27 protein-coding genes are annotated in these 26,310 nt (G+C 67.6%); 10 read left to right on the forward strand and 17 right to left on the reverse strand.

The window, feature by feature from the left end:
- Positions 1–28: 28 nt before the first annotated feature.
- Entirely contained in the window at positions 29–301 is a 273-nt protein-coding gene (locus ACFCV3_RS38045) for a hypothetical protein (RefSeq protein ID WP_376039074.1), read from the reverse strand.
- Between ACFCV3_RS38045 and ACFCV3_RS38050 the strand changes: the two genes are divergently transcribed.
- Positions 294–788 carry a class E sortase gene (locus ACFCV3_RS38050; protein ID WP_376039076.1) on the forward strand — a complete coding sequence of 165 codons (495 nt, stop codon included), beginning with the start codon at positions 294–296 and terminating at the stop codon, positions 786–788. The two genes, ACFCV3_RS38045 and ACFCV3_RS38050, sit on opposite strands and share 8 nt — an antisense overlap.
- A gap of 3 nt (positions 789–791) precedes the next feature.
- Here ACFCV3_RS38050 and ACFCV3_RS38055 read toward each other — a convergent pair whose 3' ends face one another.
- The 4 genes from ACFCV3_RS38055 to ACFCV3_RS38070 form a co-directional block, all read right to left on the reverse strand.
- The gene (locus ACFCV3_RS38055) at positions 792–1,943 is read right to left on the reverse strand and encodes an FAD-dependent oxidoreductase (protein WP_376039078.1); all 1,152 of its coding nucleotides are present in this window, start codon (positions 1,941–1,943) and stop codon (positions 792–794) included.
- Positions 1,940–2,497 carry a TetR/AcrR family transcriptional regulator gene (locus ACFCV3_RS38060; protein ID WP_376039080.1) on the reverse strand — a complete coding sequence of 186 codons (558 nt, stop codon included), beginning with the start codon at positions 2,495–2,497 and terminating at the stop codon, positions 1,940–1,942. Before ACFCV3_RS38060 ends, ACFCV3_RS38055 begins: the two co-directional genes overlap by 4 nt.
- A gap of 80 nt (positions 2,498–2,577) precedes the next feature.
- Complete coding sequence (locus tag ACFCV3_RS38065; protein ID WP_376039082.1) at positions 2,578–3,000, reverse strand: hypothetical protein; 423 nt, start codon at positions 2,998–3,000, stop codon at positions 2,578–2,580.
- On the reverse strand, positions 2,997–3,734 hold the full coding sequence (locus ACFCV3_RS38070) for an SAM-dependent methyltransferase (RefSeq protein WP_376039083.1): 738 nt from the start codon (positions 3,732–3,734) through the stop codon (positions 2,997–2,999). The genes ACFCV3_RS38065 and ACFCV3_RS38070 overlap by 4 nt, the downstream gene beginning before the upstream one ends.
- Positions 3,735–3,865: 131 nt before the next feature.
- Here ACFCV3_RS38070 and ACFCV3_RS38075 point away from each other — a divergent pair, with 131 nt between their 5' ends.
- Genes ACFCV3_RS38075 through ACFCV3_RS38085 form a run of 3 tightly spaced genes read left to right on the forward strand, consistent with a single transcriptional unit; the run spans position 3,866 to position 7,267 of the window.
- Positions 3,866–5,041: a neutral zinc metallopeptidase gene (locus tag ACFCV3_RS38075; protein WP_376039085.1), complete on the forward strand. Its 1,176-nt coding sequence runs from the start codon at positions 3,866–3,868 to the stop codon at positions 5,039–5,041.
- Between the two features lie 28 nt (positions 5,042–5,069).
- Positions 5,070–6,365 carry a neutral zinc metallopeptidase gene (locus ACFCV3_RS38080; protein ID WP_376039087.1) on the forward strand — a complete coding sequence of 432 codons (1,296 nt, stop codon included), beginning with the start codon at positions 5,070–5,072 and terminating at the stop codon, positions 6,363–6,365.
- Positions 6,365–7,267, forward strand: coding sequence for a neutral zinc metallopeptidase (locus tag ACFCV3_RS38085; RefSeq protein WP_376039090.1), 903 nt, complete (start codon positions 6,365–6,367; stop codon positions 7,265–7,267). Before ACFCV3_RS38080 ends, ACFCV3_RS38085 begins: the two co-directional genes overlap by 1 nt.
- On the opposite strand, the gene ACFCV3_RS38090 is transcribed toward ACFCV3_RS38085, so the two are convergent.
- Positions 7,260–7,718 carry a GNAT family N-acetyltransferase gene (locus ACFCV3_RS38090; RefSeq protein ID WP_376039091.1) on the reverse strand — a complete coding sequence of 153 codons (459 nt, stop codon included), beginning with the start codon at positions 7,716–7,718 and terminating at the stop codon, positions 7,260–7,262. The two genes, ACFCV3_RS38085 and ACFCV3_RS38090, sit on opposite strands and share 8 nt — an antisense overlap.
- Before the next feature lie 126 nt (positions 7,719–7,844).
- On the opposite strand from ACFCV3_RS38090, the gene ACFCV3_RS38095 reads away from it, so the two are divergent.
- Entirely contained in the window at positions 7,845–8,651 is an 807-nt protein-coding gene (locus tag ACFCV3_RS38095) for a hypothetical protein (protein ID WP_376039093.1), read from the forward strand.
- Positions 8,652–8,705: 54 nt separating this feature from the next.
- On the opposite strand, the gene ACFCV3_RS38100 is transcribed toward ACFCV3_RS38095, so the two are convergent.
- Positions 8,706–9,233: a hypothetical protein gene (locus tag ACFCV3_RS38100; protein ID WP_376039095.1), complete on the reverse strand. Its 528-nt coding sequence runs from the start codon at positions 9,231–9,233 to the stop codon at positions 8,706–8,708.
- A 100-nt stretch (positions 9,234–9,333) separates the two neighbouring features.
- On the opposite strand from ACFCV3_RS38100, the gene ACFCV3_RS38105 reads away from it, so the two are divergent.
- Entirely contained in the window at positions 9,334–10,176 is an 843-nt protein-coding gene (locus tag ACFCV3_RS38105; protein WP_376039098.1) for a hypothetical protein, read from the forward strand.
- A 60-nt stretch (positions 10,177–10,236) separates the two neighbouring features.
- Here the strand turns inward: ACFCV3_RS38105 and ACFCV3_RS38110 are convergent, their stop codons facing one another.
- The 6 genes from ACFCV3_RS38110 to ACFCV3_RS38135 are packed head-to-tail and all read right to left on the reverse strand — an operon-like array spanning position 10,237 to position 16,854.
- Positions 10,237–11,244: an N-acetylglucosamine kinase gene (locus tag ACFCV3_RS38110; protein WP_376039100.1), complete on the reverse strand. Its 1,008-nt coding sequence runs from the start codon at positions 11,242–11,244 to the stop codon at positions 10,237–10,239.
- Complete coding sequence (locus ACFCV3_RS38115; RefSeq protein ID WP_376039102.1) at positions 11,241–12,497, reverse strand: 6-phospho-beta-glucosidase; 1,257 nt, start codon at positions 12,495–12,497, stop codon at positions 11,241–11,243. Before ACFCV3_RS38115 ends, ACFCV3_RS38110 begins: the two co-directional genes overlap by 4 nt.
- Positions 12,494–13,378, reverse strand: coding sequence for a carbohydrate ABC transporter permease (locus ACFCV3_RS38120; RefSeq protein ID WP_376039105.1), 885 nt, complete (start codon positions 13,376–13,378; stop codon positions 12,494–12,496). Before ACFCV3_RS38120 ends, ACFCV3_RS38115 begins: the two co-directional genes overlap by 4 nt.
- Positions 13,379–13,391: 13 nt before the next feature.
- The gene (locus tag ACFCV3_RS38125) at positions 13,392–14,303 is read right to left on the reverse strand and encodes a carbohydrate ABC transporter permease (protein WP_376039107.1); all 912 of its coding nucleotides are present in this window, start codon (positions 14,301–14,303) and stop codon (positions 13,392–13,394) included.
- A 20-nt stretch (positions 14,304–14,323) separates the two neighbouring features.
- Positions 14,324–15,652 (reverse strand): ABC transporter substrate-binding protein, encoded by a 1,329-nt coding sequence (locus ACFCV3_RS38130; RefSeq protein WP_376039109.1) that lies wholly within the window; start codon positions 15,650–15,652, stop codon positions 14,324–14,326.
- An 11-nt stretch (positions 15,653–15,663) separates the two neighbouring features.
- A complete protein-coding gene (locus ACFCV3_RS38135; RefSeq protein WP_376039112.1) occupies positions 15,664–16,854 on the reverse strand; it encodes an ROK family transcriptional regulator in 1,191 nt (396 codons plus the stop codon).
- A gap of 155 nt (positions 16,855–17,009) precedes the next feature.
- Between ACFCV3_RS38135 and ACFCV3_RS38140 the strand changes: the two genes are divergently transcribed.
- Both ACFCV3_RS38140 and ACFCV3_RS38145 read left to right on the forward strand, forming a co-directional pair.
- Positions 17,010–18,665: an ABC transporter ATP-binding protein gene (locus ACFCV3_RS38140; protein ID WP_376039115.1), complete on the forward strand. Its 1,656-nt coding sequence runs from the start codon at positions 17,010–17,012 to the stop codon at positions 18,663–18,665.
- Positions 18,662–20,446, forward strand: coding sequence for an ABC transporter ATP-binding protein (locus ACFCV3_RS38145; protein ID WP_376039118.1), 1,785 nt, complete (start codon positions 18,662–18,664; stop codon positions 20,444–20,446). The genes ACFCV3_RS38140 and ACFCV3_RS38145 overlap by 4 nt, the downstream gene beginning before the upstream one ends.
- On the opposite strand, the gene ACFCV3_RS38150 is transcribed toward ACFCV3_RS38145, so the two are convergent.
- From ACFCV3_RS38150 to ACFCV3_RS38165, 4 genes are all read right to left on the reverse strand, one after another.
- On the reverse strand, positions 20,394–21,359 hold the full coding sequence (locus ACFCV3_RS38150; RefSeq protein ID WP_376039120.1) for a DUF2891 family protein: 966 nt from the start codon (positions 21,357–21,359) through the stop codon (positions 20,394–20,396). The two genes, ACFCV3_RS38145 and ACFCV3_RS38150, sit on opposite strands and share 53 nt — an antisense overlap.
- Before the next feature lie 12 nt (positions 21,360–21,371).
- Positions 21,372–22,343, reverse strand: a complete 972-nt coding sequence (locus ACFCV3_RS38155; protein WP_376039121.1) for a DUF979 domain-containing protein — start codon at positions 22,341–22,343, stop codon at positions 21,372–21,374.
- Positions 22,340–23,041, reverse strand: coding sequence for a DUF969 domain-containing protein (locus ACFCV3_RS38160; protein WP_376039124.1), 702 nt, complete (start codon positions 23,039–23,041; stop codon positions 22,340–22,342). Before ACFCV3_RS38160 ends, ACFCV3_RS38155 begins: the two co-directional genes overlap by 4 nt.
- A gap of 147 nt (positions 23,042–23,188) precedes the next feature.
- Positions 23,189–23,878, reverse strand: coding sequence for a uracil-DNA glycosylase (locus ACFCV3_RS38165; RefSeq protein WP_376039126.1), 690 nt, complete (start codon positions 23,876–23,878; stop codon positions 23,189–23,191).
- Positions 23,879–24,275: 397 nt separating this feature from the next.
- Here ACFCV3_RS38165 and panD point away from each other — a divergent pair, with 397 nt between their 5' ends.
- Positions 24,276–24,698: an aspartate 1-decarboxylase gene (panD, locus tag ACFCV3_RS38170; protein WP_376039129.1), complete on the forward strand. Its 423-nt coding sequence runs from the start codon at positions 24,276–24,278 to the stop codon at positions 24,696–24,698.
- A gap of 37 nt (positions 24,699–24,735) precedes the next feature.
- Positions 24,736–26,181: an aminopeptidase P family protein gene (locus ACFCV3_RS38175; protein WP_376039132.1), complete on the forward strand. Its 1,446-nt coding sequence runs from the start codon at positions 24,736–24,738 to the stop codon at positions 26,179–26,181.
- Positions 26,182–26,310: the final 129 nt, after the last annotated feature.

Here is a 26,310-nt window from a genome sequence, read left to right on the forward strand (position 1 = left end):
GCTTTCGGAGGGTTTTCGGTCCTCCGGCTTACCTTCGTCGGGTGAGGCTGGCTGGAGTTGTGGTGATGGTGCTGGTGGCGTTGGCCGGGTGTTCCGACACGACCGGCACCGCGCCGGAGGCCGACGTACCGGCGCCCTCGACCAGCAGCTCACCGCCACCGAGCAACCCGACGACCCCGAGCGCCACGCCGCCCCCGACGACCTCGGGGGCCACGCCTACCCCGAGCGCCAGGCCTACCCCTAGCGCGCGGCCGACCCCCACGCCCCGACCACCCGTCGCCGGGCCGGTCACGATGAGCATCCCGTCGATCGGCGTCCGCGGGCTCCGAGTAGTGAGCTACCCGGGGACGGCCGACGACCGGCCCGGGACCACGATCCAGGACCGCGGCGTCGCGGCCAGCCCACGCGGCCCGGCCGGAGGCGTCGGGGTCGGCGAGATCGGCAACTTCATCATCACCGGACACCGCGTCTCGCACGGACGCCCGCTGGAACGCGTACCCGAGCTGGCCAACGGCGCGCACGTGCTCTTCACCGCCGGCGGGACCATCTACGACTACGTGGTCTCGCAGACGATGACCATCTCGTTCCGCAAACCCGCCGAGAAGGCTGCCCAGAACGCGGCCGTCCCAGGCCGCCCGGGCGTCAAAGCAACCCAGGCCATGCTCACCATCTCCACCTGCGCGACCCCCGAGGACAACGCCGCCGGCAACTACTGGCGCGATTCCCTCGGCAACCCCGAACACCGCATCAACAAGATCGCCCGCCTGGTCGCCACCCGCCCAGCCTGACGGCTACGCGAGCTCCCGGATCAGGGTGGTGGGCTTGCCGGCCAGCGCAGCCGCAAGCAGCTGGCGAGCGAAAGGCAGCCGCAGCATCAGCCTCCGGAGAATCAATTGGGTCCGGGACGCAGGCAGGAACCAGCGCGCCGCCGACCGGCCGACCTTCTGCTTCTCCTCGGCGATCGGACGCCAGACTCGTTCGTACGCCGCCAGTCCGGCCTCAGGTGAAGTCGCCCGGGCCAGCTCACCAGCCAGGACATACGCACCGGCGATCCCCAACGACGCGCCCTGACCGGCCAGCAGGGACACGGCCTGGCAGGCGTCGCCGACGAGGCCGACCCGGCCCTTGCTCCAGCTGGGCATGACGATCTGCGCCACTTGGTCGTAGTAGATCTGGTCTGGAGCAGGGCAGGCAGCCAGGGCCTCAGGCACGACCCATCCAAGATCGCTGTACGCCGACTGGATCGCCGCCCGCAGGTCCGTCGGCAGCACCGGGTCGGGGGTCCGGTGGACGGCGAACGACGCGACCCGGCCGTCACGCAATGCATAGAAGCCGAACTGGCTGCCGATCGAATCCGTCAGGCAGAACCGACCGTCGACCTCCTCGTGGATGTGCGGCGCGTCAAAGGTGTACGCAGCGGTGTGGAAACCGAGGTACCGCAGGTAGTCCCGCTCCGGACCGAACACGATCCGGCGCACCGCAGAATGGATGCCGTCGGCCCCTATCAGGACATCACCGTCGACGGTGCTCCCGTCCGCCGTGGTGACACGTACTCCGTCGCCCTGGGCCCCATCCACCACCGGTACGCCGTACCGCAGATCGACGCCGTCCGGCAGATGTGCGCGCAGGACATCCTCCAGATCCGGGCGGGTGACGCTGAGGAGCTCTCCGGCAGCGAACCGGTCGGTGGCGACGCGGGCCCGGCTGCGCCCGCGATCGTCGACCAGCAACGCCTCGGGGACCTGATAGGCGACATCGCGCAAGGCCGGCAGCAACCCCATCGCCTCCATCGCGTCGAGTCCTGGCCCGAAGAAGTCGATCATGTAGCCCTGCGTGCGCGGCCCGGGACTGCGTTCGAGCACGATCACTTCCTGACCGAGCGCGGAGAGCCGATGTGCAAGGGCGAGACCGGCGATGCCGGCACCACAGACGATCACCTTCATGACAACACCAGCCTCCGCAGCACAGCCGCCGTACCGGCGTCGACCGGCCCCAGACCGCGATGCAGTAGCAGGCCGTCGATCGCGGCAGCGAGGACCGCCGCGGTGGCAGCGGGGTCGGGCACTTGGTGGAGGGCGAGCCAGTCGGCGATCCGAGCGCGGAAGCCCGTCACCAGCGCGGCGATCCGAGCGCGGAGCTCGTCGTCGCGGGTCGCGGCGAGGCAGGCCTCGGTGAACATCACTGAGAGCGGATCGGTCCCGGAGTACTCGTCGATCGACGCGAGCAGGGCGTCGACCCCGTCGGCCGGACTCGTCGCCGCGGCGAAGACCTCACTGGTTGCGTCGAGCACGCCCTGCATGGCGGTGATCGCTGCTTCGATCAGGACGGCCTGGACCGACGGGAAGTGGTAGTGCACGACGCTCGGACTGACCCCGGCGCGGTCGGCCAGGATCCGGGTGCTCACTGCGGACCACCCGCGCTCCGCGATCAGTTCTGCTGCCGCGGTGAGCAGGCGCCGCCGCGCCTCTTCACCCCGCACGGCCGCTGGAGAGGGCATCGGTCCTCCTAGGACGTTCGTCCTGTACGATCGTCCTGATCGTAGCGCAGCGAAAGCCGACGGCAACCTGCCGGGGGTTGTTACTTGCGGCCGAACTTCCACCACTTCGGCTTGTTGGCCTTGATCTCGTCCGGGGTGAGCGGTGGCGGGACCGGGGGCCGGGACTCCTCGGTGAGGAAGTTGCCGGACTCGGTGTCGTACGGCGTGACGCCGAGCCGGCGACTGATCTCCATCACGATCGGGATCGAGCGCGGCCCGTCGTTCAGGTAGAAGGTGATGTCGCGGACCTGGACGCCCTTGCCGATCGTCATCTCGACGTCGTAGTCCTCGCTGCGCAACGTCAGCCAGGACGGTTTGGTCGTGTCCACGTCCGGCACCACCTCGCGGACCACGTCGATCACGTCGGTCGCCATCCCCACCGAGGGCGGTTCGTAGCCGTCCGGCATGTCCTCGAGACGCCGCACGCCTCCTGGTCCTCGCACCGCATACACAGCCCAGCTCATGCCCTCAGCCTACGGGCGGCCAGAATCGCGAACGTCAGGTACTCACCCTGGTCCGCCTCGAGCATGTCGAGGGAGCCGTCGCGCTCACCCCGGTACGCCGAGACTGCCTGCGACCAGGCGAGCCAATCGGCCCACCCGGACTCCTGGAACCGCGCTGCCGTCACCTCGACCAGCTCGGTGATCTCCCACTGGAAACGCCACCAGTCGGCCGTGTGCCAGGCCAGCGCCTCCGGCCCGACCAGCTTCTTGATGTGCTCCGGGATGAACCCCAGCTCCCGGACCTCCCGCCGCAACGCCGGAGTCGCCACTCCGAGCTGCCCGCCCGGTGCCAGGAACTGCGTGATGTAGGCGAGGTAGTTGTCCGCCGTACCGAAGTACTCCCAGGCGTCCACACACACGATCGCGTCGAAGTACCCGCGCGCGAACGGCAACGCATGCGCCTCCGCCTTCAGCGTCGTAACGCCTTCCACCCCTTGTACGGCGATGTGCTCCGCGGCCGTGGTCGGGTCGATCCAGAGGTCCGCGGCCCAGACCCGAACCCCGTACTCCTTGGCCAGGAACGCCGAGGTCGTGCCCTTTCCCGACCCCAGGTCCAGGACTCGCAGGCCCGGTCGGAGCTCGAGCTCACCGGCCAGCTCCTCCAGCAACCACAGCGGGTGCGGCCCCATGTCCCCGGCCAGGACCCACTCTGCGTCGTACCCGTTGGCTCGTGGAAACCGCGAATTCTCCAGCACGAGGACTTAACTTACCGTCAGGTAATGTCAATTGCTGCAATTGAGTGGGCTGATCGGGTGATTCAGGTTTAGGATCATGCGCCGGTCTGGGGGTGGATCGGGGACTGCAGTGCTGGGGAGAGAAGAGAGACATGGCTGATCAGCCAGGGCCGAAACCGGGGCATTTCCTGCCGGGCGGGGCCGGGGACAGCGGTACTGAGGGCAAGCCGGTGGAGCGTGGAGCCGCGCCATTGGCGGCGCCGACGCCACGGTTGAGCAAGGCGGCCGAGGACGAGGCCGCGCCGCAGCTGCGGGGTTCGCGGCTGGACGGGCCCGGGATATCGAGTGCGCGGCGGGATGCTGAGGCGGCCGCAGCGGCGTACCGGACGGTGTTTCAGCCGGAGCCGATCCCGTTCGACCCGAACAAGAAGCGGTCCAAGCTGCTGGTGGCCGGGATCGTGGCCGGTGTGCTGCTGCTGGTCGGCGGGATCGTGTACGCCGGTGTCACCGTCATCTCCAAGAGCGACGGCCTGCTGGCGAACCCGTTGACCACACCGTCGGTGCGCGACGGGGACGGCGCGGCCAAGCCGACCCGCAAGCCGACCGCGGATGCCGACGTACTGGCGAAGAACCCGATCTACACCGCGGGGAAGCTGGCCGCGGTGAAGTGCAAGGAGCCGGGTTTCCGTCCGACCACCCTGGACAACGTCTGGTCGTACTACGAGGCGATGATCAGCTGCCTGGACAACGCCTGGAAGCCGATCGTCACCAAGGCCGGGTTCGAGTTCCGCTCGCCGAAGCTGGTGATCTTCAACGAGGGTCAGGAGACGGCCTGCGGGATCCAGGAGAAGGTCGCGTCGTACTGTGCCGACGAGCACGGCGGTAGCGTCACCATGCCCTGGCAGGAGCTGCCCGACAACTACGCGAAGAACAAGGCGGGCACCCGGATCTACATGGCCCAGTCGATCGCCTTCGTGTACGGCGCGCACGTGCAGAACCTGACCGGGATCCTGGAGTCCTCGGGCAACCTGCGCGACCAGGCCAAGGACAAGGCGGCTGAGCTGGAACAGGACCGGCGGCAGGCGCTGCAGGCCAACTGTTTCGCCGCGGCCTTCGTCGGCGCGAGCCGGGCGAGCTTCCCGATCTCCGGTGAGCTGGAGCGCCAGTGGGTCTACCTGATGAACCACAGCGGCGACGAGAACCACAAGAAGGAACCTCGCGACCACGGATCGATCAAGAGCCACGCCCTCTGGATGGGCCAGGGCTTTGCGAAAACCGATCCCGGGACCTGCAACACTTTTGGAGCGCCAGCCGCCAAGGTCGGTTGAGTCATGTCACGAGCGATGGGGACCAGTCATGCCTGACGAACAGCCCGACGGCGGTGCGAACACGCCGCCAGGCGCGGGACACTACCTCCCCACCAGCGACAGCCTCACCGAGAGTGACCGTACGACGCCGGCCGCGGCGAACCGGTCCCAGCCGATCGCCCTGGGCAAGGCGCGAGCCCTGTCCGACCCGGGCGAATCGTCCCTCCGCCGCAAGGCCCGCCCGCTCCCCGTCGACCCGTCGGCCGAGTCCGTCTACAGCGGACCGCCGCCCGCACCACTCCCCGGCGCCCCGATCACCCCGCTGGCCGGCACCCGCCGTACCGGCGGCGACCGCCGCGTCGGCTGGAACCGCCCGTCGTCGCGCGCCGGATCGCAGTACACTCAGGTCGGCCCGCCGCCCCTGCCGCCCCGGCAGTACTCGAAGGCCGTCATCGCCGGCCTCTCGGCCCTCGTCCTCGTCGTCACCGCCTCGGTCGGCGTCGCCTGCTTCAAGGCAATCAGCAGCTACGACAGCTCGGTCGACTCCCCCCTGTCACGCCCCAAGGTCCGCACCACCCCGGCCCCGATTCCAACGCCCCCGGACCCCACCGTCACAGTCACCGAGAAGCCGGTCCCGAACCTCGTCCGCCTGCAGAAGAACGAGCTCTACACGGTGGGCAAGGTTCCGTCGGTGAACTGCAAGACGTCGATCAAGCCGGACTCCCAGTCGGCGATTCTCGAGTACTACCAGGCCCTGGTTGCCTGCCTGGACAAGACCTGGGCACCGCTGATCAAGAAGGCCGGCTACAAGTTCGAGGCTCCGACGGTGGTCCTGCAGAGCAAGAAGGCCGGCGCCGGATGTACCGAGACGAGCGACTCGATGTACTACTGCAACAGCACCGGTCACTCGATCAGCATCAACTGGCAGGAGGATCTGAAGGACTATCGCGAGGATCCGGCCGGAGCCCAGATCTGGATGATGACCTCCGTCGCCACCGTCTACGGGTTCCATGTGCAGGACAACACCGAGATGCTGACCGCCTCGTTCTCGGAGGAGGGCTTCGCCAAGACAGACGCGTCGAAATTCCAGGCGCGGCGGATGCGTCAGCTCCAGAACAGTTGCTTCGGTGGAATCTTCCTCGGGGCGAACAAGCAGTCGCTCGGCCTGACCGGGGCGAAGTACGACACCTGGGAACGCGGCGAGAAGTCCTCGTCGAACGACCCGAAGGTCACCCGTCTTTACGGGTCGGGCGCGAACCAGTGGTTCTGGACCTCGTCCGGTTTCACCGCGCAGAATCCGAAGGCCTGTAACACCTTCACCGCATCTCCCAAACGAGTCAGCTGATGCTCAAGGCCGCAGGATTCGCCGTACTGGCTGTTGCGGTGGCTGCTGTGGCCGGGGTGGCGGTGGCGCGGGACGAGCCGTCGGTGGCGGTCGAGCCCGTCCGTACGGCGACGCCTACGCCGGTGCTGAAACCTCGGGCGAAGCCTGTTGTGAAGCCGTCGCCGTCGACCTCGATCGATCTGTCGTTGGAGGGCCTTGCGGCGGCGAACAAGTTGTACGGCGCAGGGAAGGTGCCGGCGGTGCGTTGCGTGCTGCCGGCGAAGCCACCCGAGACGAAGTCGGAGCTCTTGGCGTACGCGCGGGTGATGGTCGCATGTATGGACCAGGCGTGGAAGCCGTTGGTGGATCGCTCGCAGGCGGTCTTGTTCCCGGTGAAAACCGTGCAGGCCTATGACCTGAAGAAGCCTGCCGCGTCACCCGAATGCGGCGATGCCCCGAAGAACATGGATGCGTTCTACGACAACGGCACGATCTGCTTCGAGTGGCCCGAGTTCAGCGACCCCGCCGAACCGGCCTGGAACCTCGTCGACTTCCAGCAGTTGCTCGCCCACGAATACGGCCACCACGTCCAGCAGTCGACCGGGATCCTGGCGACGTACGACGCAGGCTGGTGGAAGCAGCCGAAGGCCGCGCAGCTCGAGAACGAACGCCGCCTCGAACTCCAGGCCAGCTGCCTGGGCGCGGCCTTCCTGGGGGCCAACCGGAGCAGCTTCAGACTCACCGGCGAACGGCTCCGGATGTGGAAGTCGATCGTCCGCCGGGTCGGCGACGAGAACAACACGCTGAAGATCCGCGACCACGGCTCCTACAAGAGCCACGCCTACTGGACCACGCGAGCCTTCACTGCCGGCGACCCCGCCACCTGTAACACCTTCAAAGCTTCGCCGAAGCGGGTCAGTTGAGTTTGAGTTTGAAGCCTTCGTGGGATTGTTCGAAGCCTAGGTTCAGGTAGAAGCGGTGGGCTTCGGTTCGGGATTTGTCCGAGGTTAGCTGGACCAGGGTGGCGCCTCGGTTGCGGGATTCTTCGATGGCCCAGTGGATGAGGGTCGTACCGAGGCCGGTGCCGCGGGCGGGGGCGGCTACGCGGACGGCCTCGATGAGGCCTCGGCAGGAGCCTCGGCGGGAGAGGCCGGGGATGATGGTGAGCTGCAGGGTGCCGATGGCCTCGTTGTTGCGTTCAGCAACTACCAGGAGCTGGTTCGGGTCGGCGTCGATGTCCGCGAAGGCCTTCAGGTACGGCGCCGGGTCGTCGAGGGACTCGCGGTTCGTGCCGAGCTGGTCGTCGGCGAGCATGGTGACGATGGCGGGGACGTCGGCGGCGGTGGCGCGGCGGATGATCAGGTCGGCGGTCATGTGACCAGTTTAAGCAAAGACCTTTTCGTTGTGATCCAACAATTACACGGATGTGATCACTGTTTGCCTTAGGCAACCAGGGGAACGGGTGATAGTAGAAACCACCGCACATCGGAAGGGCATCCCATGAGTCCGTTAGCGATCGACTTCACCGGGCCGTTCGAGGACGCGTTCAGCAAGCTGCTCGGGTTCGTTCCGAACCTGCTCGGCGGCCTGGTCATCCTGGTGATCGGGTACTTCGTAGCCAAAGTGCTCGGCAAACTGGTCGGGAAGCTGCTCGGCCGGGTCGGGTTCGACCGGTGGATGGAGCGGGCCGGCGTCTCCGGTGTGCTGCAGCGGTCCGGCACGGGGCTGACCGCTTCGGCGGTGCTGGGCAAGGTCGTGTTCTGGTTCGTGTTCCTGATCAGCTTCACGATGTTCGCCTCCGCGCTCGGCGTGCCGGAGATCTCGGCGTTCATGAGCACGATGCTCGGCTACATCCCGCGGATCTTCGCCGCGATCGTGATCCTGTGCCTGGCCGCGCTGTTCGCGAACTTCCTGGCCGCGATCATCCGTGGTGCCACCGGCAACGAAACCCTGGCCAAGCTCGGCAAGTACGCGGTCCTCGTGTACGCCGCCTTCGCCGCGCTCACGCAGTTGGGTATCGCCGTCCAGCTGACCGGTAACACCCTGCTGATCGTGCTCGCCGGTGCGTCGCTCGCACTCGGCCTGGCGTTCGGTCTCGGTGGCCGGGAGATGGCCGGCCAGGCGCTCAGCAACCTGTTCTCTCGCGACAACATCCAGAAGCCGATGCCGTCGGACAACGGGATGAACGCTCCGCAGCAGCCGTACCAGGCACCGCCGGCCGACCCGCAGTATCCGGCCACTCATGGTGCGCCGCAGAACGGCGGCTACTCCAACGGAACGCCGCCGCAGAACGGCAACTGGCAGTAGGCGACGATGTAAGGCGGGCGGCGACCTCAGCGAGGTTGCCGCCCGTTGCCGTATCTATTCGGTCTTGTCCGGTCCGGCGCTGCGCACATCCTCGACCTTGGTGAGGGCCTCGCGGAGGTCGCCGAGCCAGGTGTCGGCGTGCTGCGACACCAGCTTCACGCACCAGCCGAGCGCGTCGCTGCGCGATCGTGCCACCCCGGCGTCCACGAGAGTGTCGAGCACCTGCCGCTCGGGCTGCCGCAGCCGCGTCATCACGGGCGCGGACAGCGAGGTGAAGACCTTGCGGGTCGCGCCGCAGTCGACACCCCACGCGACCTTGCGCCGAGTGGCGTGCTCGAGCTCGCGGGCGATCTCGATCCGGCGCTCCCGGGTGTCCTCGCGGAACTGCTTGATCCGGCCCTCTTCGGCGGCGGACCGTTCGGCGGCGCTCACGTCGTCGCCCTGCTCAGGAGCCTTCAGCTTGCCGACGATCAGGATCTCGTCCCGGTCGATGGTCAGCTCCGGCTCGCCTTCGAACCACTCGCCGGGCAGGCGGCCGGTCACCCAGCCGCGGACCCGTTCGGTATCAGTCTTTGTACTCATGTAATCATGATTACACCCTTACCCAAGCGTTGTTCAAGGAGAGTTTCCAGCAGCTTGCAATAGGTAGTGCTCGTCCGGCGCCTCACCGACCCTGGACCGCATGACTCTGCCCAGAACGCTGGCTGCCGTCTCAGCCGCCGCCCTGCTCGCCACCGCCCTCGTCTGCACGCTCCCCGCCCAGGCCGCCGTACCGGATCTGCTGCTCGTCACGAAGACGGGCGCTCCGGCCTCCACCGCGACCCGGGCCGGTAGCGCGGAGTGCCCGCTCACCAGCAACATCCTCGGGGCGGGCGGCGAGGTGATCGGGGGCCGCGGCCAGACCAGCCTGTCCACCTACACCCAGATCGAGCGTGAGTGGGGCTCCGCCCAGGCCGACGAGGACGCCGACGGTACGACGGCCGACTGGAGCCTCACGTCGTACGCCATCTGCACGTCCGGCCCGGACCGGTCGTCCGTCAACGCGTTCTCGCCGCACGACTCGGCGACCGACAAGGCTGTCGCAGTCCGCTGCCCGGCTGGCACCGTCACCACCAGCGCGGGCGCCAGCACCGGCGGCGGCCGCCTGGCGCTGGATGACGCCATCCCGAGCGCCGACCTGACCACCGTCACCGCCGGCGCCTACGAGGTCCAGGGCGGCCGTGCCGACACCTGGTCCATCGTCGCCAGCGCCCGCTGCGGAGCGCCTCTCCCGGGCCTCCAGCGCGTCTCGGCCACCTCACCCACCGACTCCGCCACCAACAAGTCCGTGACCGCCACCTGCCCCGTCGGCAAGAAGGTCGTCGGCACCGGCCACGAACTCCTCGGCGGCCGAGGCCAGGTCTACCTCGACGACGTGGTCCCCAGCGCCGACCTCACCAGCGTGCGCGCCGAAGCCTTCGAAGACCAGGACGGCACCGCGAACAACTGGTCCATCACCGCCTACGCGGTGTGCGCCACTGCCTGAGCAAGGCAACAGGCGGTCAGGTCCGGCAACGGGGGTCCGGGCCTGACCACCTGCGGTCGTCTACGCGGCAGGGGAAGTCGCGTAGGCGGATCGGAGGGTGAGGTGGGCGTCTGCGGGTGCATCGGTGTGGTCGAGGCCCAGGAGGGCCGCGCCGACCACCGGCGGTACGTCGATCACCCGGGCGACTGCCTTGGGGGCAGCAGCGTTGAGCAGCCGGATGACCGTCTCCATCAGCAGCGGGTGACCGGCGGTCAGAACGCCCCCGCCGAGGATGACATCGGTCGGCTCGTCCAGGATGTCGAGGCGGCGCATGGCTACGACAGCCATGGTGACGATCTCTTCGGCCTGGTGCTGGACCACCTCACGGGCTACGGCGTCGCCGGCCGCTGCTGCCTGGAAGAGGATGGGTCCTGCTTCGAGGCGGCGGTTGTAGGGGATGTCGCCGAGATGGAGTGCCTCGATGAGCGCAGGGACGGACTTGACGCCGTAGTGCGCCGGGAGGGCTGTCTCCAGCGCCGAGAAAGGACCACGGCCGTCGTCGGAGCGCGCGGCGGCAGCGAAGGCTTCTTCGGCCAGTTGTGCGCCGCCTCCCCAGTCGCCGGAGATTCTGCCGACCGCAGGGAAGCGGGCGGTGCGGCCGTCCGGGAGGAGACCGGCGCAGTTGATGCCGGCCCCGCAGACGACCGCTACCCCGCGGGGCTCGTCCACACCGGAGCGCAGCAGGGCGAAGGTGTCGTTGGTGACGTAGACCGACTCGGCCCAGCCGAAGCTCTCGAACGCTGCGCTCAGCCGCTCCTCCTCGATCGGGAGGTCGGCGTTGGCCAGGCAGGCGGAGATCTGCTGGACCAGTGGGCGCTCGCCGAAGGGCAGGCCAGCTGCGGCGGCTGCAGCCCGCACCAGCGGCTCCAGACCGGCCACGGCGGCGTCGGCGCCGATGACGTGCGGCTCGAAACCGCCGCCGCGTGCTGTCCCGAGCACGCGGCCGTCGGCCGACACCAGGGCGACGTCGGTCTTGCTGTTGCCGGCGTCGAAGGCCAGTACGCCGCCCGGCACCAATGCGGCGCTCATCGGGCCCACGGCAGATGCTGCTTGTTGTGAGCGAGCAGCTTGTCCGTCAGCTGGTCCGCCAAGGAGATCTGACCGACCAGCGGGTGTGCCAGCAGGGCCTCGAAGACCCGCTCGCGGCCGCCCTTGATCGCCGCCTGCAGGGCCAGGTCCTCGTACGCCGTCACGTTCGCCACCAGACCGGCGTACAGGGGCTCCAGTGGTGCCAGTGCGACCGGCATGGTGCCGTCGGCGCCGACGGTGGCCGGTACCTCGATCACTGCGTCGTCTGCGAGGAACGGGAACGTGCCGTCGTTCAGCGTGTTCACCACCTGGACGTCACCGGTGTCGTTGAGCAGTGACGACGCCAGGTCCACGGCAGCCTCGGAGTAGTACGCACCGCCGCGCTTCTCGAGCAGTGCGGGCTTCTCGTCGAGCTGTGGGTCGGCGTACATCTCCAGCAGTTGGGTTTCCAACGCGGCCACCTCCGCAGCGCGCGACGGCTTGGTCAGGAGCTCCTGCACCACCTCGTCGTGCTGGTAGAAGTAGCGCAGGTAGTACGACGGTACGACACCCAGCTGCAGCAGCAACTCCGGCGGAAGTTTCAGGTCCGCGGCCAGCTCGGCCACGTGGCCCTCGAGCAGCTTCGGCAGCATGTCCTCGCCGTTGACGCGGACTGCGCGCTCCCAGGTGAGGTGGTTCAGCCCGACGTGGTCCAGCTGCACCTCACCCGGTGTGACACCGAGCAGCTTGGCGAAGCGGCGCTGGAACCCGATCGCCACGTTGCACAGCCCGACTGCCTTGTGACCGTGCGACAGCAGCGCCCGGGTCACGATGCCGACCGGGTTGGTGAAGTCGATGATCCACGCGTTCGGGTTGGTACGGCGTACTCGCTCGGCGATGTCGAGCACCACCGGCACCGTCCGCAGTGCCTTGGCGAGCCCGCCGGCGCCGGTCGTCTCCTGACCGACACAACCGCACTCCAGCGGCCAGGTCTCGTCCTCCTGACGAGCTGCCTGCCCGCCGACGCGCAGCTGCAGCAGTACGGCGTCCGCGCCCTCGATCCCGGCGTCGATGTCGGTGGTGGTGACGACGCGACCGGGGTGGCCTTGTTTGGCGAAGATGCGCTCGGCCAGCCCGCCGACCAGTTCCAGGCGGTCCTTGGCCGGGTCGACCAGGACCAGCTCGGTCACCGGCAGCGTGTCACGCAGCCGGGCGAAACCGTCGACGAGTTCGGGAGTGTAGGTGGATCCGCCGCCTACGACTGTGAGTTTCAACCTTTGACCCCTGTGAGTGTGACGCCTTCGATGAAGGCTTTCTGCGCGAAGAAGAACAAGATGATCACCGGGGCCATCACGAGCAGAGTGGCGGCCATGGTGAGGTTCCAGTTGGTGTGGTGGGCACCCTTGAAGGACTCCAGGCCGTAGCTCAGTGTCCAGGCGGCCGGGTTCTCACTGGCGTAGATCTGTGGGCCGAAGTAGTCGTTCCAGCAGTAGAAGAACTGGAACAGCGCGACCGCGGCGATGGCCGGACGGGCCATCGGCAGCACGATCCGGATCAGCGCCTTGAACTCGCCGCAGCCGTCCACCTTGGCGGCGTCGACGTAGTCCTTCGGGATCGTCAGCAGGAACTGGCGGAGCAGGAAGATCGAGAACGCGTCGGTGAAGGCCATCGGGATGATGAGCGGCCACAGCGTCCCGGACAGGTGCAGTTCCTTGGCCCAGAACAGGTACATCGGCACGATGACGACCTGGGGCGGAAGCATCATCGTGGCGATCACGAGCATCAGGGCGAAGTTGCGGCCGCGGAACTTGAAGCGGGCCAGCGCGTAGGCGACCGGGATACTCGAGACCAGGGTGAGCGTCGTACCGAGCACGGCGTACATCAAGGTGTTCTTCCACCAGGTCAGGAAGCCCGGGGTGTTCCAGACCGTCTTCAGGTTCTCCCAATGCCAGCTGTCCGGCCACAGGTCCCGGGTGAGGGCCTGCTGGTCGCTCATCAACGCGGTGAGCGCGACGAACACGAACGGGAGCACGAAGAACAGCGCGGCCGCGATGGCCAGCGAGTGCACGGCGACCCAGTGCAGGAAGCGGGTACGGCGTGCCTCGCGGTTGGCGGCGCTGATCGCGACCGGAGAGGTCACGGTAGTGGCAGTCACAACTGGACCCCTTTCAGTCGGAGAGGAAGCCGCTGCGGCGGCGCATCAGGATGGCGGTGAAGACCATGGCCAGCGCGAACAGCACGAGCGCGACCACCGAGGCGCCACCGGTGTCGAACCGCTGGAAGCCGAGGTTGTAGACGAGCTGTGGAAGCGTCAGCGTGGACTTCTCCGGGTAGCCGGGCTCGAACTGCTGTCCCGAGCCGCCGATCACGCCGCTCGCGACTTTCCCGGCCACCAAGGGCTGGGTGTAGTACTGCATGGTCTGGATGACGCCGGTGACCACCGCGAACAGCACGATCGGCGAGATGTTCGGCAGCGTGACGAACCAGAACCGCTGCCACGCCCCGGCGCCGTCCAGCGACGCCGCTTCGTACTGCTCCTGCGGTACGTCGAGCAGCGAGGCCATGAAGATCACCATCAGATCGCCGATACCCCACAGCGCCAGCAGTGTCAGCGCGGGTTTCGACCACGTCGGGTCGTTGAACCAGCCGGGCTGCGGGAGCCCGATCGCGCCGAGGATGTTGTTCACTGGACCCGTGCCCGGATTGAGCAGGAACGCGAACGCCATCGTGGCCGCGACCGGCGGCGCCAGGTAGGGCAGGTAGAAGGCGGTGCGGAAGAATCCCGCACCGGTCTTCACCTTCGTGATCAGCATCCCGATCCCGAGCCCGAACAGCACCCGCAGCGAGACCATCACGATCACGAGCCAGAGCGTGTTCCGCAGGGCGGGCCAGAAGAACGGGTAGTCCGTGAAGACGTAACTCCAGTTCTTCAGGCCGGTCCAGGTCGGGGCCGTGAACCCGTCGTACTTCATGAAACTGAAGTAGACGGTCGAGATCAGCGGGTAGAGGAAGAAGACGCTGACCCCGATCAGCCAGGGCGACAGGAAGGCTACGTTCCGCAGCGCTTCCCGACGATGCATGCGGCGCAATCCGGGTGACGTCATTTGACCTGGGCCAGATCCTTGTCGATCTGCTCGTCGGTCTTCTTCAGACCGGCGGCCAGGTCCGGCACCTTGCCGGCCTCGTGCTGGAAGGCGAAGTCCTGGAAGGTGAGCTGGTAGGCGCCGCCGTTCGGGCTGGCCGGCGTCGTGTTGCTCTTCGGGTGCTGCGCGATCTCGAGGAAGGTCTTGAAACCCTCGTCGACCTTCAGGTTCGGCGACTTCAGCGCGTCCAGCGTCGACGGCACGTTGTGGATGCCGTTGGAGAAGTTCACCACGGCCTCGGTGTCGGTGGTCATGTACTTGACCAGCTCCCAGGCGGCGTTCTGCTTGGTGCTGGGGCTCGCGATGCCGATGATCGTGCCGGCCAGGTAGCCCTTGCCGTAGGTGTCGGCCTGGTCGTCGGGGACCGGGAACGGCGCGACGCCGATGTCGAACTTGACCCCGGCCTCCTTGGCCATCCCGAGCCGCCACTCACCGTCGATCGACATCACCGTCTGGCCGGTGTGGAACGGGTTCTTGGCACCCCACTCGTCGCCGAAGGTGGCGCGGTACTTCTCCAGCTTGGCGTAGCCGCCGAGCGAGTCGACCAGGTTCTTCTGCCACTTCAGCATGCTCGCGAACGCCGGGTCGGCGGCCAGGTTCGACTTGCCGTCGGGGGTCAGGTACGTCGGGTTCCACTGCGCGGCGAAGTGCGAGGTGGTCGACTCGTAGCCGTGGAAGTTCGGCATGAAGCCGAGCTGGGAGTAGGTGTCACCCTTCTCCTTGGTCAGCTGCTTGGCGATCTTGTCGAACTCGGACAGCGTTTTCGGCGGCGCGGTGATCCCGGCCGCCTTGAAGGCGTCCTTGTTGTAGTACAGGCCGTAGGCGTCGTTCAGCAGCGGCAGTGCACAGCGCTTGCCCTGGTACTGCGTGTAGTCCTGCAGCGCCTTCGGGAACGTCTTGTCCATGTCGATCCCGGACTTGTCCAGGAACGGCTTCAGGTCCGCGAACACGTTCGACGTACAGAACGTGCCGACGTTGTCGGTGGTGAACGACGAGACGACGTCGGGGGAGTTGGGCCCGCCGGCCCGCAGCGCCTGCTTGATCTTGTCGTCGTTGATGTTGCCGACGACCTTGACCTTGATGTTCGGATGCTTCGCCTCGAACGATTTGATGTTCGCGGTGATCGCAGCGGCTTCGCTGGGTGCGCTCCAGCCGTGCCAGAACGTGATGGTCACGTCCTTGGTGACGTCGTCGTTCGCCTTCGGGGCTTCCGACGTACCAGTGCAGGCAGTGGCGAGAAGTGCCACCGCAGCGGTGCCGATCAAGGCAGTAGACAGGCGTTGCATCCGTTTGACTCCTAGGAAATGGGTGGAGAACTAGCGGTGTCGAAGATTTCGTCGCGGGTGGCGCTCAGGGCGGACTGCAGGGCACCCGACAGCACGGGATCGAGGGGGATCGCGGTCATCAGCAACCGCGGCCTTGGTACGGCGAGATCCGCCAGCTCGTCCTGGACCAGGCCGCGCAGGCGTTCGCCGCCGGCGGTGATGACACCACCGGCGAGCACGATCAGTTCGGGGTCGACCACAGCCACGATGGCTGCCAGACCGACCGCGAGTCGGTGGGCGAACTCGGACAGGACGGCGTCACCGGCTCCTGGGGTTGCCAGGGCGGCCGTGATCGCGGATTCCGGCGTACGGGCCTTGAGGCCGTGCGCGCGGGCCAGGGCCAGGACGGGTTCGCCACCGGCCAGTTCCTGGAAGCCGCCGGCGTTGTTGCGGCCGACATTGCGGACGAGCGGCGTACCGGGCAGCGGCAGGAAGGCGACCTCACCGGCGCCGCCGGTGGCACCGCGGTGCAGGCGGCCGTTGACCACGATCGCCGCACCGATGCCCTCCTCGCCCCAGAGCAGGACGAAGTTCTCGCTCTCCTTGGCGTGGCCGATCTGACGCTCGGCGACCGCGGCCAGGTTGACGTCGTTCTCGACCTCGAGCGGTACGGCGATCGCCGCGGCCAGCTCCTCGAGCAGGTGCGGGGCGTGCCAGCCGGGCAGGTGGGTCGCGTACCGCAGGCGGCCGGTCGTCGGGTCGAAACCACCCGGCGTACCGATCGAGACGCGGTGCAGGTTCGCCCGGTTCAGACCGGCCTCGCCGGCCGCACCCTCGATCGCCTTGATCACCCGCTCGACCGTGCCCTTGGCACTGCGGCCCGGGGTCGGCAGTTCGTAGCGGCCGACCACCTTGCCGGTCAGGTCGGCGATCGCCGAGCGGATCCGGGTCGGGGTGACGTCGAGACCCGCGACGTACGCCGCGTTGCCGTTGATCTCGTACAGCTGGGCGTTCGGTCCCGGCCGGCCGGCGGTGGTACCGCTGGCGCGGACCAGGTTGGCTGCTTCCAGGCGGGCGAGCAGCTGGGAAGCGGTCGGCTTGGACAGTCCGGTCAGGTGGCCGAGCGTGGTCCGGGACAGCGGCCCTTGGGAGAGCAGCAGGTCCAGGGCGGCCCGGTCGTTCATCGCGCGGAGCAGGCGAGGTGTTCCAGGTGTTGTTGCCATGGGATAACCCTGCCTCCCTCCGCCGGTCTCGTGGTGTCGGCTCGCTGCGTGGAACGGCACCGAGTCAACTGTTAGGAAACTTTCCTATTATCGCGAGACCGTACGGTGATCGGCTCCGGCTGTCAATCACTCCGGATCGGTTAGGGTTACCTAATATGTCGACGGGTGAGTTGCTGAGGCGGGCGGCACGGCGGCATCGGGGGCGGATGATCCTTGGTGTGCTGCTGTTGTCGCTACACCAAGCGACGGAGGCAGCCGTTCCAGTGACGATCGGCATCTTCGTCGACCAGGCCGTGGCCACCGGGGAAGTAGAGCCACTGATCTGGTGCGTGCTGATGCTGCTGGGGCTGTTCGCCGTGCTGTCGAACGCTTGGAAGCTCGGAGCGCGGTTGATCACGCGTGCGATCGAGTACGAGACGCATGAGCTGCGGCTGGAGATCGCCCGGCGCGTACTGGACCCACGAGGACAGCGGACCGGACTGCGCTCTGGGGAGCTGCTCTCGATCGCGACATCCGATGCCGAGAAGACCGCACTGGTGATGCGGGCCGTTTCCATCGGCTGCGCGGCGTCCACGGCGTTGATCGTGGCCTCGGTGTCTCTGCTGCTGGTCGACGTACCGCTCGGGATCGGGGTACTGATCGGCGTACCGCTGCTGGTGCTGGGGATTCAGGCCCTGTCGCCGCTGCTGACCCGCCGTACATCGACTCAGCAGGAGGCGGTTGCTCAGACGACCGCACTGGCCACTGACCTGGTTGGCGGGCTGCGGACGCTGCGCGGGATCGGTGCGCAGCACAACGCGGCGGCTCGCTACCGCCAGTCCAGCCAGACGACGCTGCGAGCCACACTGCGCGCAGTGTCGACGGCTGGTCTGCAGGACGGTGTCAGTACGGCGCTCAGTGGGCTGCTGCTCGCAGCAGTGGCTGGTGTCTCCGGCTGGTTCGCACTGAACGGGCGGATCAGCATCGGTGAGCTGATTGCCGTGGTCGGTCTGGCGCAGTTCATCGCCGAGCCCGTTGGCACGCTCGGCTATGCCAGTCAGGTGCTGGCGACCGCGCGCGCATCTGCCGGCCGGCTCGCGTCTGTCCTGGCTTCGCCTTTTTTAGTAGAGACCGGTACGGCAACTGTTGTTGACCCCAGTAAACCGCTGCTGCAGCTGGATGGCGTGTCCTACAAGACGTTGGCCGCTTTTGATCTCACTCTGCGGCGGGGTGAGTCTGTCGGGGTGCTCTGTTACGACCCGCGCGATGCGGATGCACTGCTGGCGGTCGTTGGCGGGCGAGCCTCGGAGTACACCGGTGCGGTCCGGGTTGGCGGCGTACCGATCGATGAGCTGGATATCGACGCGCTGCGGAACACAGTGCTGCTGGAGCAGCACGACACCGACCTGTTCGAAGGCACACTGCGCAGCAACCTGCTGGTCGAGTCCCCGTCTTTGGAGCGCGTGATGACTGCCGCAGGGGCTGCTGACCTCATTGACGAGCTGGACCGGCCACTGGCCGACCGCGGTCAGGCGCTGTCCGGTGGACAACGCCAGCGTCTCGGTCTGGCCCGCGCACTGCTCGCTTCGCCACCACTGCTCGTCTTGCATGACCCCAGTACGGCGGTCGACGCGGTCACCGAGGAGCTGCTGGCAGAAGGCCTGGCCGATGTCCGGTCCGGCCTGACCACGCTCGTGCTGACCAGTAGCCCGGCACTGCTCGGGAAGATGGATCGCGTCGTGGTGCTGGCCGACGGAGTCGTTGTGACCGAGGGAATCCATGCCGAGCTCGCCGAGTCGGACGCGACGTACCAGGAAGCGGTACTCCGATGAACCTGCTGCCCGTTGCCGGCCCACGTGCGACGTGGGCGCTGCTGTGGAGTGAGATCCGCAAGCTGCCCGGTCTGTCGGTCGTCGCGGCTGTGGTGATTACCGGTGGGAGTGCGGCCGGTCTGGTCGCGCCCTGGGCGCTCGGTGTGCTCGTCGACGACATCTCGAGTGGTGCGGACCGCTCTGCGATCGTGAAGGTCGTGCTGCTGATCGGCGGCGCTGCATTGCTGGCCGGTCTGCTCACCGCGCTGGGCGTCATGCTGGTCGCGCGCGTAGGTGAGACAGTGCTGGCGCGGATCCGGGAGAAGGTGCTGGACCGCGCGCTGCAGTTGCCGGCACCCGTTCTGGACAAGGTGCGGACGGGCGACCTGCTGTCCCGCGTTGGCGATGACGTGGCGACGGTTGCGAAAGCCCTGACCGATATCGGGCCGATGCTGCTCGGTGCGGCGCTGACGATCATCCTGACCGCGGGCGGCATGTTCGCACTGGACTGGAGACTCGGCCTGGCCGGTCTACTCGCGCTGCCGATGTACATCCTGGCCCTGCGCTGGTATCTGCCGCGATCGGCGCCGTACTACGCCAAAGAGCGCATCGCAATGGGCGATCGTTCCGAGGCGATCATCGCGTCCCTGCGAGGCAGTGCGACCGTGCGGGCCTACCGGCTCGAGGATGTGCAGCTGGCGAAGATCGATGCGACGTCGGCGACCGCTCGCGACCTGTCGATCAAGGTGTTCCGGATCTTCAGCTTCTTCTCGTCGCGGATCAACCATGCCGAGTTCGTCGGGCTCACCGGGATTCTGGTGGCCGGGTTCTTCTTGGTGCGTGGCGATCTGGTGACCATCGGTGCGGTGACGGCGGCCGCGCTGTACTTCCATCGGCTGTTCAATCCGATCGGTGCGGTCATGATGCTGTTCGACGAGGTGCAGACCGCAGCTGCGGGCATGGCGCGGCTGGCCGGCGTACTGGAGATGGAGCAGATCTCCTCGCCACCCCCTGGTCCTGGGCCGGCCGATGCGTCGCTGGAGCTGGTTGGCATCGGGCATGCGTACGACGGACCGCTCGTGGTCGACGACGTGTCGCTGCGACTCGAGCCGGGTGAGCGCGTGGCGCTCGTAGGTGCGAGTGGTGCTGGGAAGACCACACTGGCTGCTCTGGCGGCCGGAGTGCTCACGCCGACGGCTGGTGTGGTGAAGCTGGGTGGTGTGGACGTGCAGGCCCTCGGTGAGGACCGGACGCGTTCACAGGTCGCGTTGCTCAGCCAGGAGGTCCACGTGTTCTCCGGGACGCTGGCTGACGACGTACGGCTTGCTCGTCTCGACGCTACCGATGCTGAGGTCGAGGGCGCGCTGGAACGCGTTGGTGCGCTGGCGTGGGTGCGTGCGCTTCCGGACGGGCTGGAGACCGTGGTGGGCGAGGAGGGGCATCAGCTGACTGGTGCACAGTCGCAGCAACTCGCGTTCGCCCGACTCGTGCTCGCGGATCCGCCGGTCGCCGTACTGGATGAGGCCACTGCGGAGGCCGGCAGTGCTGGTGCACGCTCGTTGGAACGCGCATCGGTGGCCGCTACCGAGGGCCGGACGACGCTGATCGTGGCGCACCGGCTCACCCAGGCACAGCAGGCGGACCGGATCGTTGTCTTGGACCATGGCCGGGTGGTCGAGTCCGGAACGCATGACGGGCTGCTAGCTGCTGGTGGTCGCTATGCGTTGCTGTGGCGCAGCTGGACGGGCTTCAAGCCTGGTGAGCCAGAAGGGCGAACGACACCAGCCAGTGCGTCGACATGAAGTCGCCGTCGGTGACAGTGGGGAGTACGGCGTCGATTTGACGGTCGGCGCCTGCTCTTAGTACGTCGGCGACGTCCGGCAGGCTCGGTGCGATCGTGCGGAGCTGCCAGGCACGGGACAGCGCCAGCCCGGACAGGTGCGCGAGTTGCCCGTCACCGGAGGTGTCGGTGGCGGGAACCTCCAGCAGGTGCTGGTGTTTGTCGATGCCGAGCCCTGGAAGGAACGTGTGCAACCAGCTGGTGAACTCTGCGGCGGGTAGTACCCGGCGCATGAGCTCGGCCTCGGACAGCGCCGGGGAGAGGAAGTCCGTCCCGGACGGTTCGAAGCGGGTGTCGTACGCCGTGTCGTGGTGGAACCAGTCGACCGCGCGACTCCGGATCGCGCCGACGACCTCGCCCCGGCCGAGGTCGTCGTACGCTTCCAGCAACAGCGACAGGGCGAACGCTGAGTTCAGGTGGGCACCATGGCGGACCGGGTAGGCCTGCCGCGGTAGCCAGTCGAGCACGAGGTCGGCGATCGCATCGCCGAGTGGAGCTGTCGCCTCGGCCCACTTCGTGGTGCGGGTGGCGGCGACCAGCATCGCTGCCCACGCCCAGCCGTACGGACGCTCGTACGACGGGCGCTCCCGCAGGTACGCCGCCTCGGTCGCGATCGCTGCTGTGGTCAGCCGCTGGTCCAGCACCTCGATCGGCCTGGCCCCGGCCTCGTCCGGTGCCAGTGCGAGCAACCGGACGAGCGACCACTGCATGTGCGCGCTGGAGTGCCAGTCGTAGGAGCCATGGAACGCCGGGTGCAGCTTCTCCGGGGTTACGTCAACGTCCTCCGGACCACGTGAGGCGTGCGTGGCGCCGTACGGGTAGGGCGTCTCGAGCACCTCACAGGCGATCGCGGACCAGGCAGCGGCGTACTTCATGAGCAGTGTCTCCTAGAAGGCGAAGAAGTACATGATGGCGATGTTGCAACCCAGCAAGGGGATCGCGGTCGGGATCTGGGCCTTGATCGGGCCGTACTGATCCTTCATCTCCAGCAGGGCCGCTGGAACCAGGTTGAAGTTCGCGGCCATCGGCGTACAGAGAGTGCCGCAGAAGCCGGCCAGCATGCCGATCGCGAAGACCACCGCCGGCGTACCGTCGAACTGCGTCACCAGCAACGGCCAGCCGACCGCGGCGGTCATCACTGGGAACGCTGCGAACGCATTGCCCATGATGATCGTGAAGACCGCCATACCGATGCAGTACAAGGCGACTGCGGCGATCAGCGAGCCCTTGGGAACCAGGTGGTCGGTGACGCGGCCGACTGCCTTGCCGACACCGGACGCGTTGAACAGCAGCCCCAGTGTGGCCAGCATCTGCGGCAGGATCGCCGCCCAGCCGATGTGCTCGAGCAAACGACGACCCTCGTGCAGCGGTACGGCGGGGGAGCGTGGCCGGAGCAGCGCCATCCCCACCGCCAGTGCCAGCAGGGATGCGACGCCGAGCCCGATGATCGTGGCGGAGCCCGACTGCAGCAACAGCTTGCCGTCGCCGAACTTCACCTTGGCCAGCCACGCACCGAACAGCGCAGCCACCACGGGGATGACCAGTGCGGGCAGGAACAGCTTGTTGCCGAACTTGTCGGCGAACGTCGCTCGCTCGGCCTGCGTCGTCGTACGCTCCTGGCCCTTGCCCGGGAAGCCGGAACCGGCGAGCACGGCCAGCCCGATCACAGCGATACCCAGGAGCCAGGCGGGGGCTGTCTTGTTCACCACGAAGGTTCCGTAGCCGAACGAGAGCCCGAGGACGCCCCAGAACGCCGCACTGCCGATCCGCTTGGGGTTGGTGCGGTCGTTGAGCACCTGCAGTGCGATCAGGACGAAGAAGATCCCGCAGAGCCAGTAGAACCACTCGACCTTGATCACTTCGCCACCGCCTTGGCCTCGGCCCTGGCCTCACGCGCCAGTGCGTCCAGTTGGCGATCGAGGTAGAGCAATCGGGCGCCGTGGATCAGGAGTGCGCAGATACCGGTCGGGATCGCCCAGAGCGCGATGTCGATCGCCTCCAGCTGCAGCCCGTACGTCGCGTCGACGAAGCCGGTGATCAGCAGGATCGAGCCGATCGCGACGAAGATGTCCTCGCCGAAGAACAGTCCGACCGTGTCCGCGCTGGCGGCGAAGCCCTTGATCTTCTCCTGGAGCTTCTCCGGCAGCTTGCCGTAGCGGCGTTCGGCGGCACCGGCCGCCATCGGGTGGATCAGCGGCCGCACCGCCTGCGCGGGACCGCCGATACTGGTCAGGCCGAGCGCTGCCGTGCCCTGCCGGATCAGCAGGTAGATGGCCAGCAGCCGGCCGGTGGTGGCGAAGGTGAGTTTGCCGATCAGCTTGCGGGCCTGATGCTGCAGGCCGTAGCGCTCGATCAGCCCGATGACGGGCAGCGTGACGATGAAGACGGTGACGGACCGGCTACCGGCGAACCCGTCGCCGAAGGCGTTCAGGATCTTGACCGGCGACAGCCCGCCGATCAGGCCGGCGACGATACCGGCCGCGGTGACAACCAGCATCGAGTTCAGCCGAAGCGCGAAACCGACGACAACCACCGCGATGGCGAGCAGAACCCACATGGTTCCTCCCAAGGACGGACCCGCTGAATGCGATTCCCGTCACCATAGGAGATTGTTGAACGATCCTGCAATAGATCATTCGAACAAGTTGTCAGGTCAGAACGACGCACGGCCCGGGTGGACCGTGCGTTGGGGGTGGTTGCTGGGTTAGGGGAGCTGCCAGTTGATCGGGGTTGCGCCTTGCTCGACCAGGAGGGCGTTGACCCGGCTGAACGGGCGGGAGCCGAAGAAGCCGCGGTCCGCGGACATCGGGCTCGGGTGCGCGCTCTCGACGTACGGGATCGTGCCGAGCATCGGCTTGAGGGTCTGCGCGTCGCGGCCCCAGAGGATGGCGACGAGCGGGCCGCCGCGGTTCACGAGCGCGCGGATCGCCTGCTCGGTCACCGACTCCCACCCCTTGCCCCGATGCGAACCGGACTTGCCGGGCTGCACGGTGAGCACTCTGTTGAGCATCAGCACACCCTGCTCGGCCCACGGCGTCAGGTCGCCGTTCGACGGAGCCGGTACGCCGACGTCCGCCATCAGCTCGCGGTAGATGTTCGCCAGGCTGCGCGGGATCGGCCGGACATCAGGCGCCACCGAGAAGCTCAGCCCCACCGGATGCCCCGGCGTCGGATACGGATCCTGCCCGACCACCAGCACCTTCACCTGCTGGAGCGGACTCCGGAAAGCCCGCAGCACGTTCTCCCCAGCCGGCAGATACGGCCGCCCGGCCGCGATCTCGCCGCGGAGGAACTCCCCCATCCGGCTGACCGTCTCCTCGACCGGCGCCAGCGCTTCCGCCCAGTCGGGCGCCACCAAATCCGTCAAAGACTTCGGGCTCACCCGCCACAGCATGTCAGTCCCCGAACGCTCTCCGCCAATCGCGATCGTCCGACCCTGTGATGTCGCTCTCCGTTCGCGTGTCGGCCAGCGCAGGTCCGCCCACGCCCGGTACAAAGGTCACGGCCTCGCAAGGTATGAGCTTGCGAGGCCTTCGCACGCCCAGAGCCTGCACGAACGACAGGACGTCTCCCCTCCACCAACCCCCCGCCCCGCTCGCCGATCCACCACCCGCCCCCTCCGAAACCCCCTCCTCCTGTCCTTCGTGCTCCCCACCCCGGCGACATCGTTGGCCCATCCCCACCGTCCCCGCCGCCCGAAGAGCAGCTGTCCCACCTTTGGGCGGTGGGTGCTCAAGGTGGGGTGATGGCGGCCACTGACAGGGTGGGGTGGGGGCCGGATGATGGCGGGCATGTGGCGTGAGTTGATGAAGTCGAAGGTGCATCGGGCGACGGTTACGCAGGCGGATCTGGATTATGTGGGGTCCTGCACGCTGGATGTGGGGTTGATGGAGGCGGCGGATCTGGTGGCCGGCGAGAAGGTGGACATCGTCGATGTGACCAACGGGGCGCGGTTGTCGACGTATCTGATCGCGGGGCCGCGGGGGTCCGGGGTGGTGGGGATCAACGGGGCGGCGGCGCATCTGATCCATCCGGGGGATGTGGTGATCCTGATCGCGTACGGGATGTTCGATGCCGCGGAGGCGCGGGGGTTCGTGCCGAGCGTAGTCTTCGTGGACGAGCGGAATGCGATCACGCGCATCGGCTCGGATCCCGCGGAAGCGCTGCCGGACAGCGGCCTGACCCGCGGTGACGAACTGCACACCCGGGGCTGACACTGGGCCCCTGCGCCGAAACGAGGACTGGTCGACGATGACCGAGAACACCACAGCCGCTGACGCCACCGCGCCGAAGACCGCGTCGCACGACTCCGTTCCGAGTGCGAAGCTGGCCGCGTTCATGAACTCGGGTTGGGCCGACTCCGAGCGGCAGGACGTGACACTGAGCCCCGCCGGCGTCTGGGCGGCGAAGCGGCGGGATGCGTTGTCGCAGGCGTTCCCGGGCGAGCGGCTGGTGATCCCGGCCGGGACGTACAAGGTGCGGTCCAACGACACCGACTACGTGTTCCGGCCGCACACCGACTACGTCTGGCTGGCCGGTGACCAGACCTCGGACGCCGTCCTGGTGCTCGAGCCGAACGGGACGAGCGGCCACGACGCGGTGCTGTACTTCCGCCCGCGTTCGGACCGCAGTCAGGGTTCGGAGTTCTGGCGCGACCGCACGTACGGCGAGCTCTGGGCCGGGCGCCGCCCGTCGCTGGAGGAGACCGCCAAGGAGTTCGGCCTCGAGACCCGGCACATCGACCAGCTCGGTGACGCGATCAAGGGCGACGTACCGACGCGGGTGCGGCGCGCTGAGGACTACTCGATCGCGCCTCTGCTGAGCGGTGCGCGGACCGACGACACCCGGGACCTGGAGCTGGCGACGACCCTGTCCGAGCTCCGGCTGGTGAAGGACCCGTGGGAGATCGAGCAGCTGCGTGAGGCTGTCGCGATCACCCACCGCGGTTTCTCCGACGTGCTGTCCGAGATGGACCGAGTCCGCGAGTACGGCGAGCGCTGGATCGAGGGCACGTTCTGGCGCCGGGCGCGGGCGGAGGGCAACGACGTCGGGTACACGTCGATCGCCGCGGCCGGACCGCATGCGACCACGCTGCACTGGATCGAGAACGACGGCCCGGTCGTCGACGGCACGCTGATGCTGCTCGACATGGGCGTCGAGAACCGGCAGCTCTACACCGCGGACATCACCCGGACCCTGCCGGTGAACGGCGAGTTCACCCCGCGCCAGCGTGATCTCTACCAGCTCGTCCTGGACGCGCAGAACGCCGGCATCGCAGCCCTCAAGCCCGGCGTACCGTTCCAGTCCGGTCACCACGCCGCGATGGAGGTCATCGTGCGCGGTCTGGACGCGATGGAGCTACTGCCGACCACGGTCGAGGAGGCCCTGGACCCGGCGAGCAACCTGCACCAGCGCTACACCCTGCACGGCACCAGCCACATGCTCGGCCTCGACGTGCACGACTGCGCCTCCGCCCGCGAGGAGAAGTACCGCAAGGGCGACCTGCAGACCGGCTACGTCCTGACCGTCGAGCCCGGCCTCTACTTCCAGGCCGACGACCTGACCGTCCCTGAGGACCTGCGCGGGATCGGCATCCGCATCGAGGACGACATCCTGATCACCGACACCGGCGCCGAGAACCTCTCCGACGCCATGCCTCGCACCATCGAAGGCCTCCAGAACTGGATGTCCTCCTAACCCCATTTGCCTGGCTAGGCACTCTCGTTGGGGGTTCTGCACCCTGATAACGGTGTAGAACCCCCAATTTCCATGCCTAGCCAGCGAAATTGCGGCGGTGGCGCGGACATGACGAAGGGGCACACCGTA

The organism is Kribbella sp. NPDC056345, assembly GCF_042262745.1.
Classification (GTDB): domain Bacteria; phylum Actinomycetota; class Actinomycetes; order Propionibacteriales; family Kribbellaceae; genus Kribbella.

Bases quoted from the DNA above. Each gene is read 5' to 3' on its own strand.
- ACFCV3_RS38050 (WP_376039076.1), top strand. From the start codon at position 294: ATGAGCATCCCGTCGATCGGCGTCCGCGGGCTCCGAGTAGTGAGCTAC.
- ACFCV3_RS38045 (WP_376039074.1), bottom strand. From the start codon at position 301: ATGCTCATCGTGACCGGCCCGGCGACGGGTGGTCGGGGCGTGGGGGTC.
- ACFCV3_RS38055 (WP_376039078.1), bottom strand. From the start codon at position 1,943: ATGAAGGTGATCGTCTGTGGTGCCGGCATCGCCGGTCTCGCCCTTGCA.
- ACFCV3_RS38060 (WP_376039080.1), bottom strand. From the start codon at position 2,497: ATGCCCTCTCCAGCGGCCGTGCGGGGTGAAGAGGCGCGGCGGCGCCTG.
- ACFCV3_RS38065 (WP_376039082.1), bottom strand. From the start codon at position 3,000: ATGAGCTGGGCTGTGTATGCGGTGCGAGGACCAGGAGGCGTGCGGCGT.
- ACFCV3_RS38075 (WP_376039085.1), top strand. From the start codon at position 3,866: ATGGCTGATCAGCCAGGGCCGAAACCGGGGCATTTCCTGCCGGGCGGG.
- ACFCV3_RS38080 (WP_376039087.1), top strand. From the start codon at position 5,070: ATGCCTGACGAACAGCCCGACGGCGGTGCGAACACGCCGCCAGGCGCG.
- ACFCV3_RS38085 (WP_376039090.1), top strand. From the start codon at position 6,365: ATGCTCAAGGCCGCAGGATTCGCCGTACTGGCTGTTGCGGTGGCTGCT.
- ACFCV3_RS38090 (WP_376039091.1), bottom strand. From the start codon at position 7,718: ATGACCGCCGACCTGATCATCCGCCGCGCCACCGCCGCCGACGTCCCC.
- ACFCV3_RS38095 (WP_376039093.1), top strand. From the start codon at position 7,845: ATGAGTCCGTTAGCGATCGACTTCACCGGGCCGTTCGAGGACGCGTTC.
- ACFCV3_RS38100 (WP_376039095.1), bottom strand. From the start codon at position 9,233: ATGAGTACAAAGACTGATACCGAACGGGTCCGCGGCTGGGTGACCGGC.
- ACFCV3_RS38105 (WP_376039098.1), top strand. From the start codon at position 9,334: ATGACTCTGCCCAGAACGCTGGCTGCCGTCTCAGCCGCCGCCCTGCTC.
- ACFCV3_RS38110 (WP_376039100.1), bottom strand. From the start codon at position 11,244: ATGAGCGCCGCATTGGTGCCGGGCGGCGTACTGGCCTTCGACGCCGGC.
- ACFCV3_RS38125 (WP_376039107.1), bottom strand. From the start codon at position 14,303: ATGCATCGTCGGGAAGCGCTGCGGAACGTAGCCTTCCTGTCGCCCTGG.
- ACFCV3_RS38130 (WP_376039109.1), bottom strand. From the start codon at position 15,652: ATGCAACGCCTGTCTACTGCCTTGATCGGCACCGCTGCGGTGGCACTT.
- ACFCV3_RS38135 (WP_376039112.1), bottom strand. From the start codon at position 16,854: ATGGCAACAACACCTGGAACACCTCGCCTGCTCCGCGCGATGAACGAC.
- ACFCV3_RS38140 (WP_376039115.1), top strand. From the start codon at position 17,010: ATGTCGACGGGTGAGTTGCTGAGGCGGGCGGCACGGCGGCATCGGGGG.
- ACFCV3_RS38145 (WP_376039118.1), top strand. From the start codon at position 18,662: ATGAACCTGCTGCCCGTTGCCGGCCCACGTGCGACGTGGGCGCTGCTG.
- ACFCV3_RS38150 (WP_376039120.1), bottom strand. From the start codon at position 21,359: ATGAAGTACGCCGCTGCCTGGTCCGCGATCGCCTGTGAGGTGCTCGAG.
- ACFCV3_RS38160 (WP_376039124.1), bottom strand. From the start codon at position 23,041: ATGTGGGTTCTGCTCGCCATCGCGGTGGTTGTCGTCGGTTTCGCGCTT.
- ACFCV3_RS38165 (WP_376039126.1), bottom strand. From the start codon at position 23,878: ATGCTGTGGCGGGTGAGCCCGAAGTCTTTGACGGATTTGGTGGCGCCC.
- panD (WP_376039129.1), top strand. From the start codon at position 24,276: ATGTGGCGTGAGTTGATGAAGTCGAAGGTGCATCGGGCGACGGTTACG.
- ACFCV3_RS38175 (WP_376039132.1), top strand. From the start codon at position 24,736: ATGACCGAGAACACCACAGCCGCTGACGCCACCGCGCCGAAGACCGCG.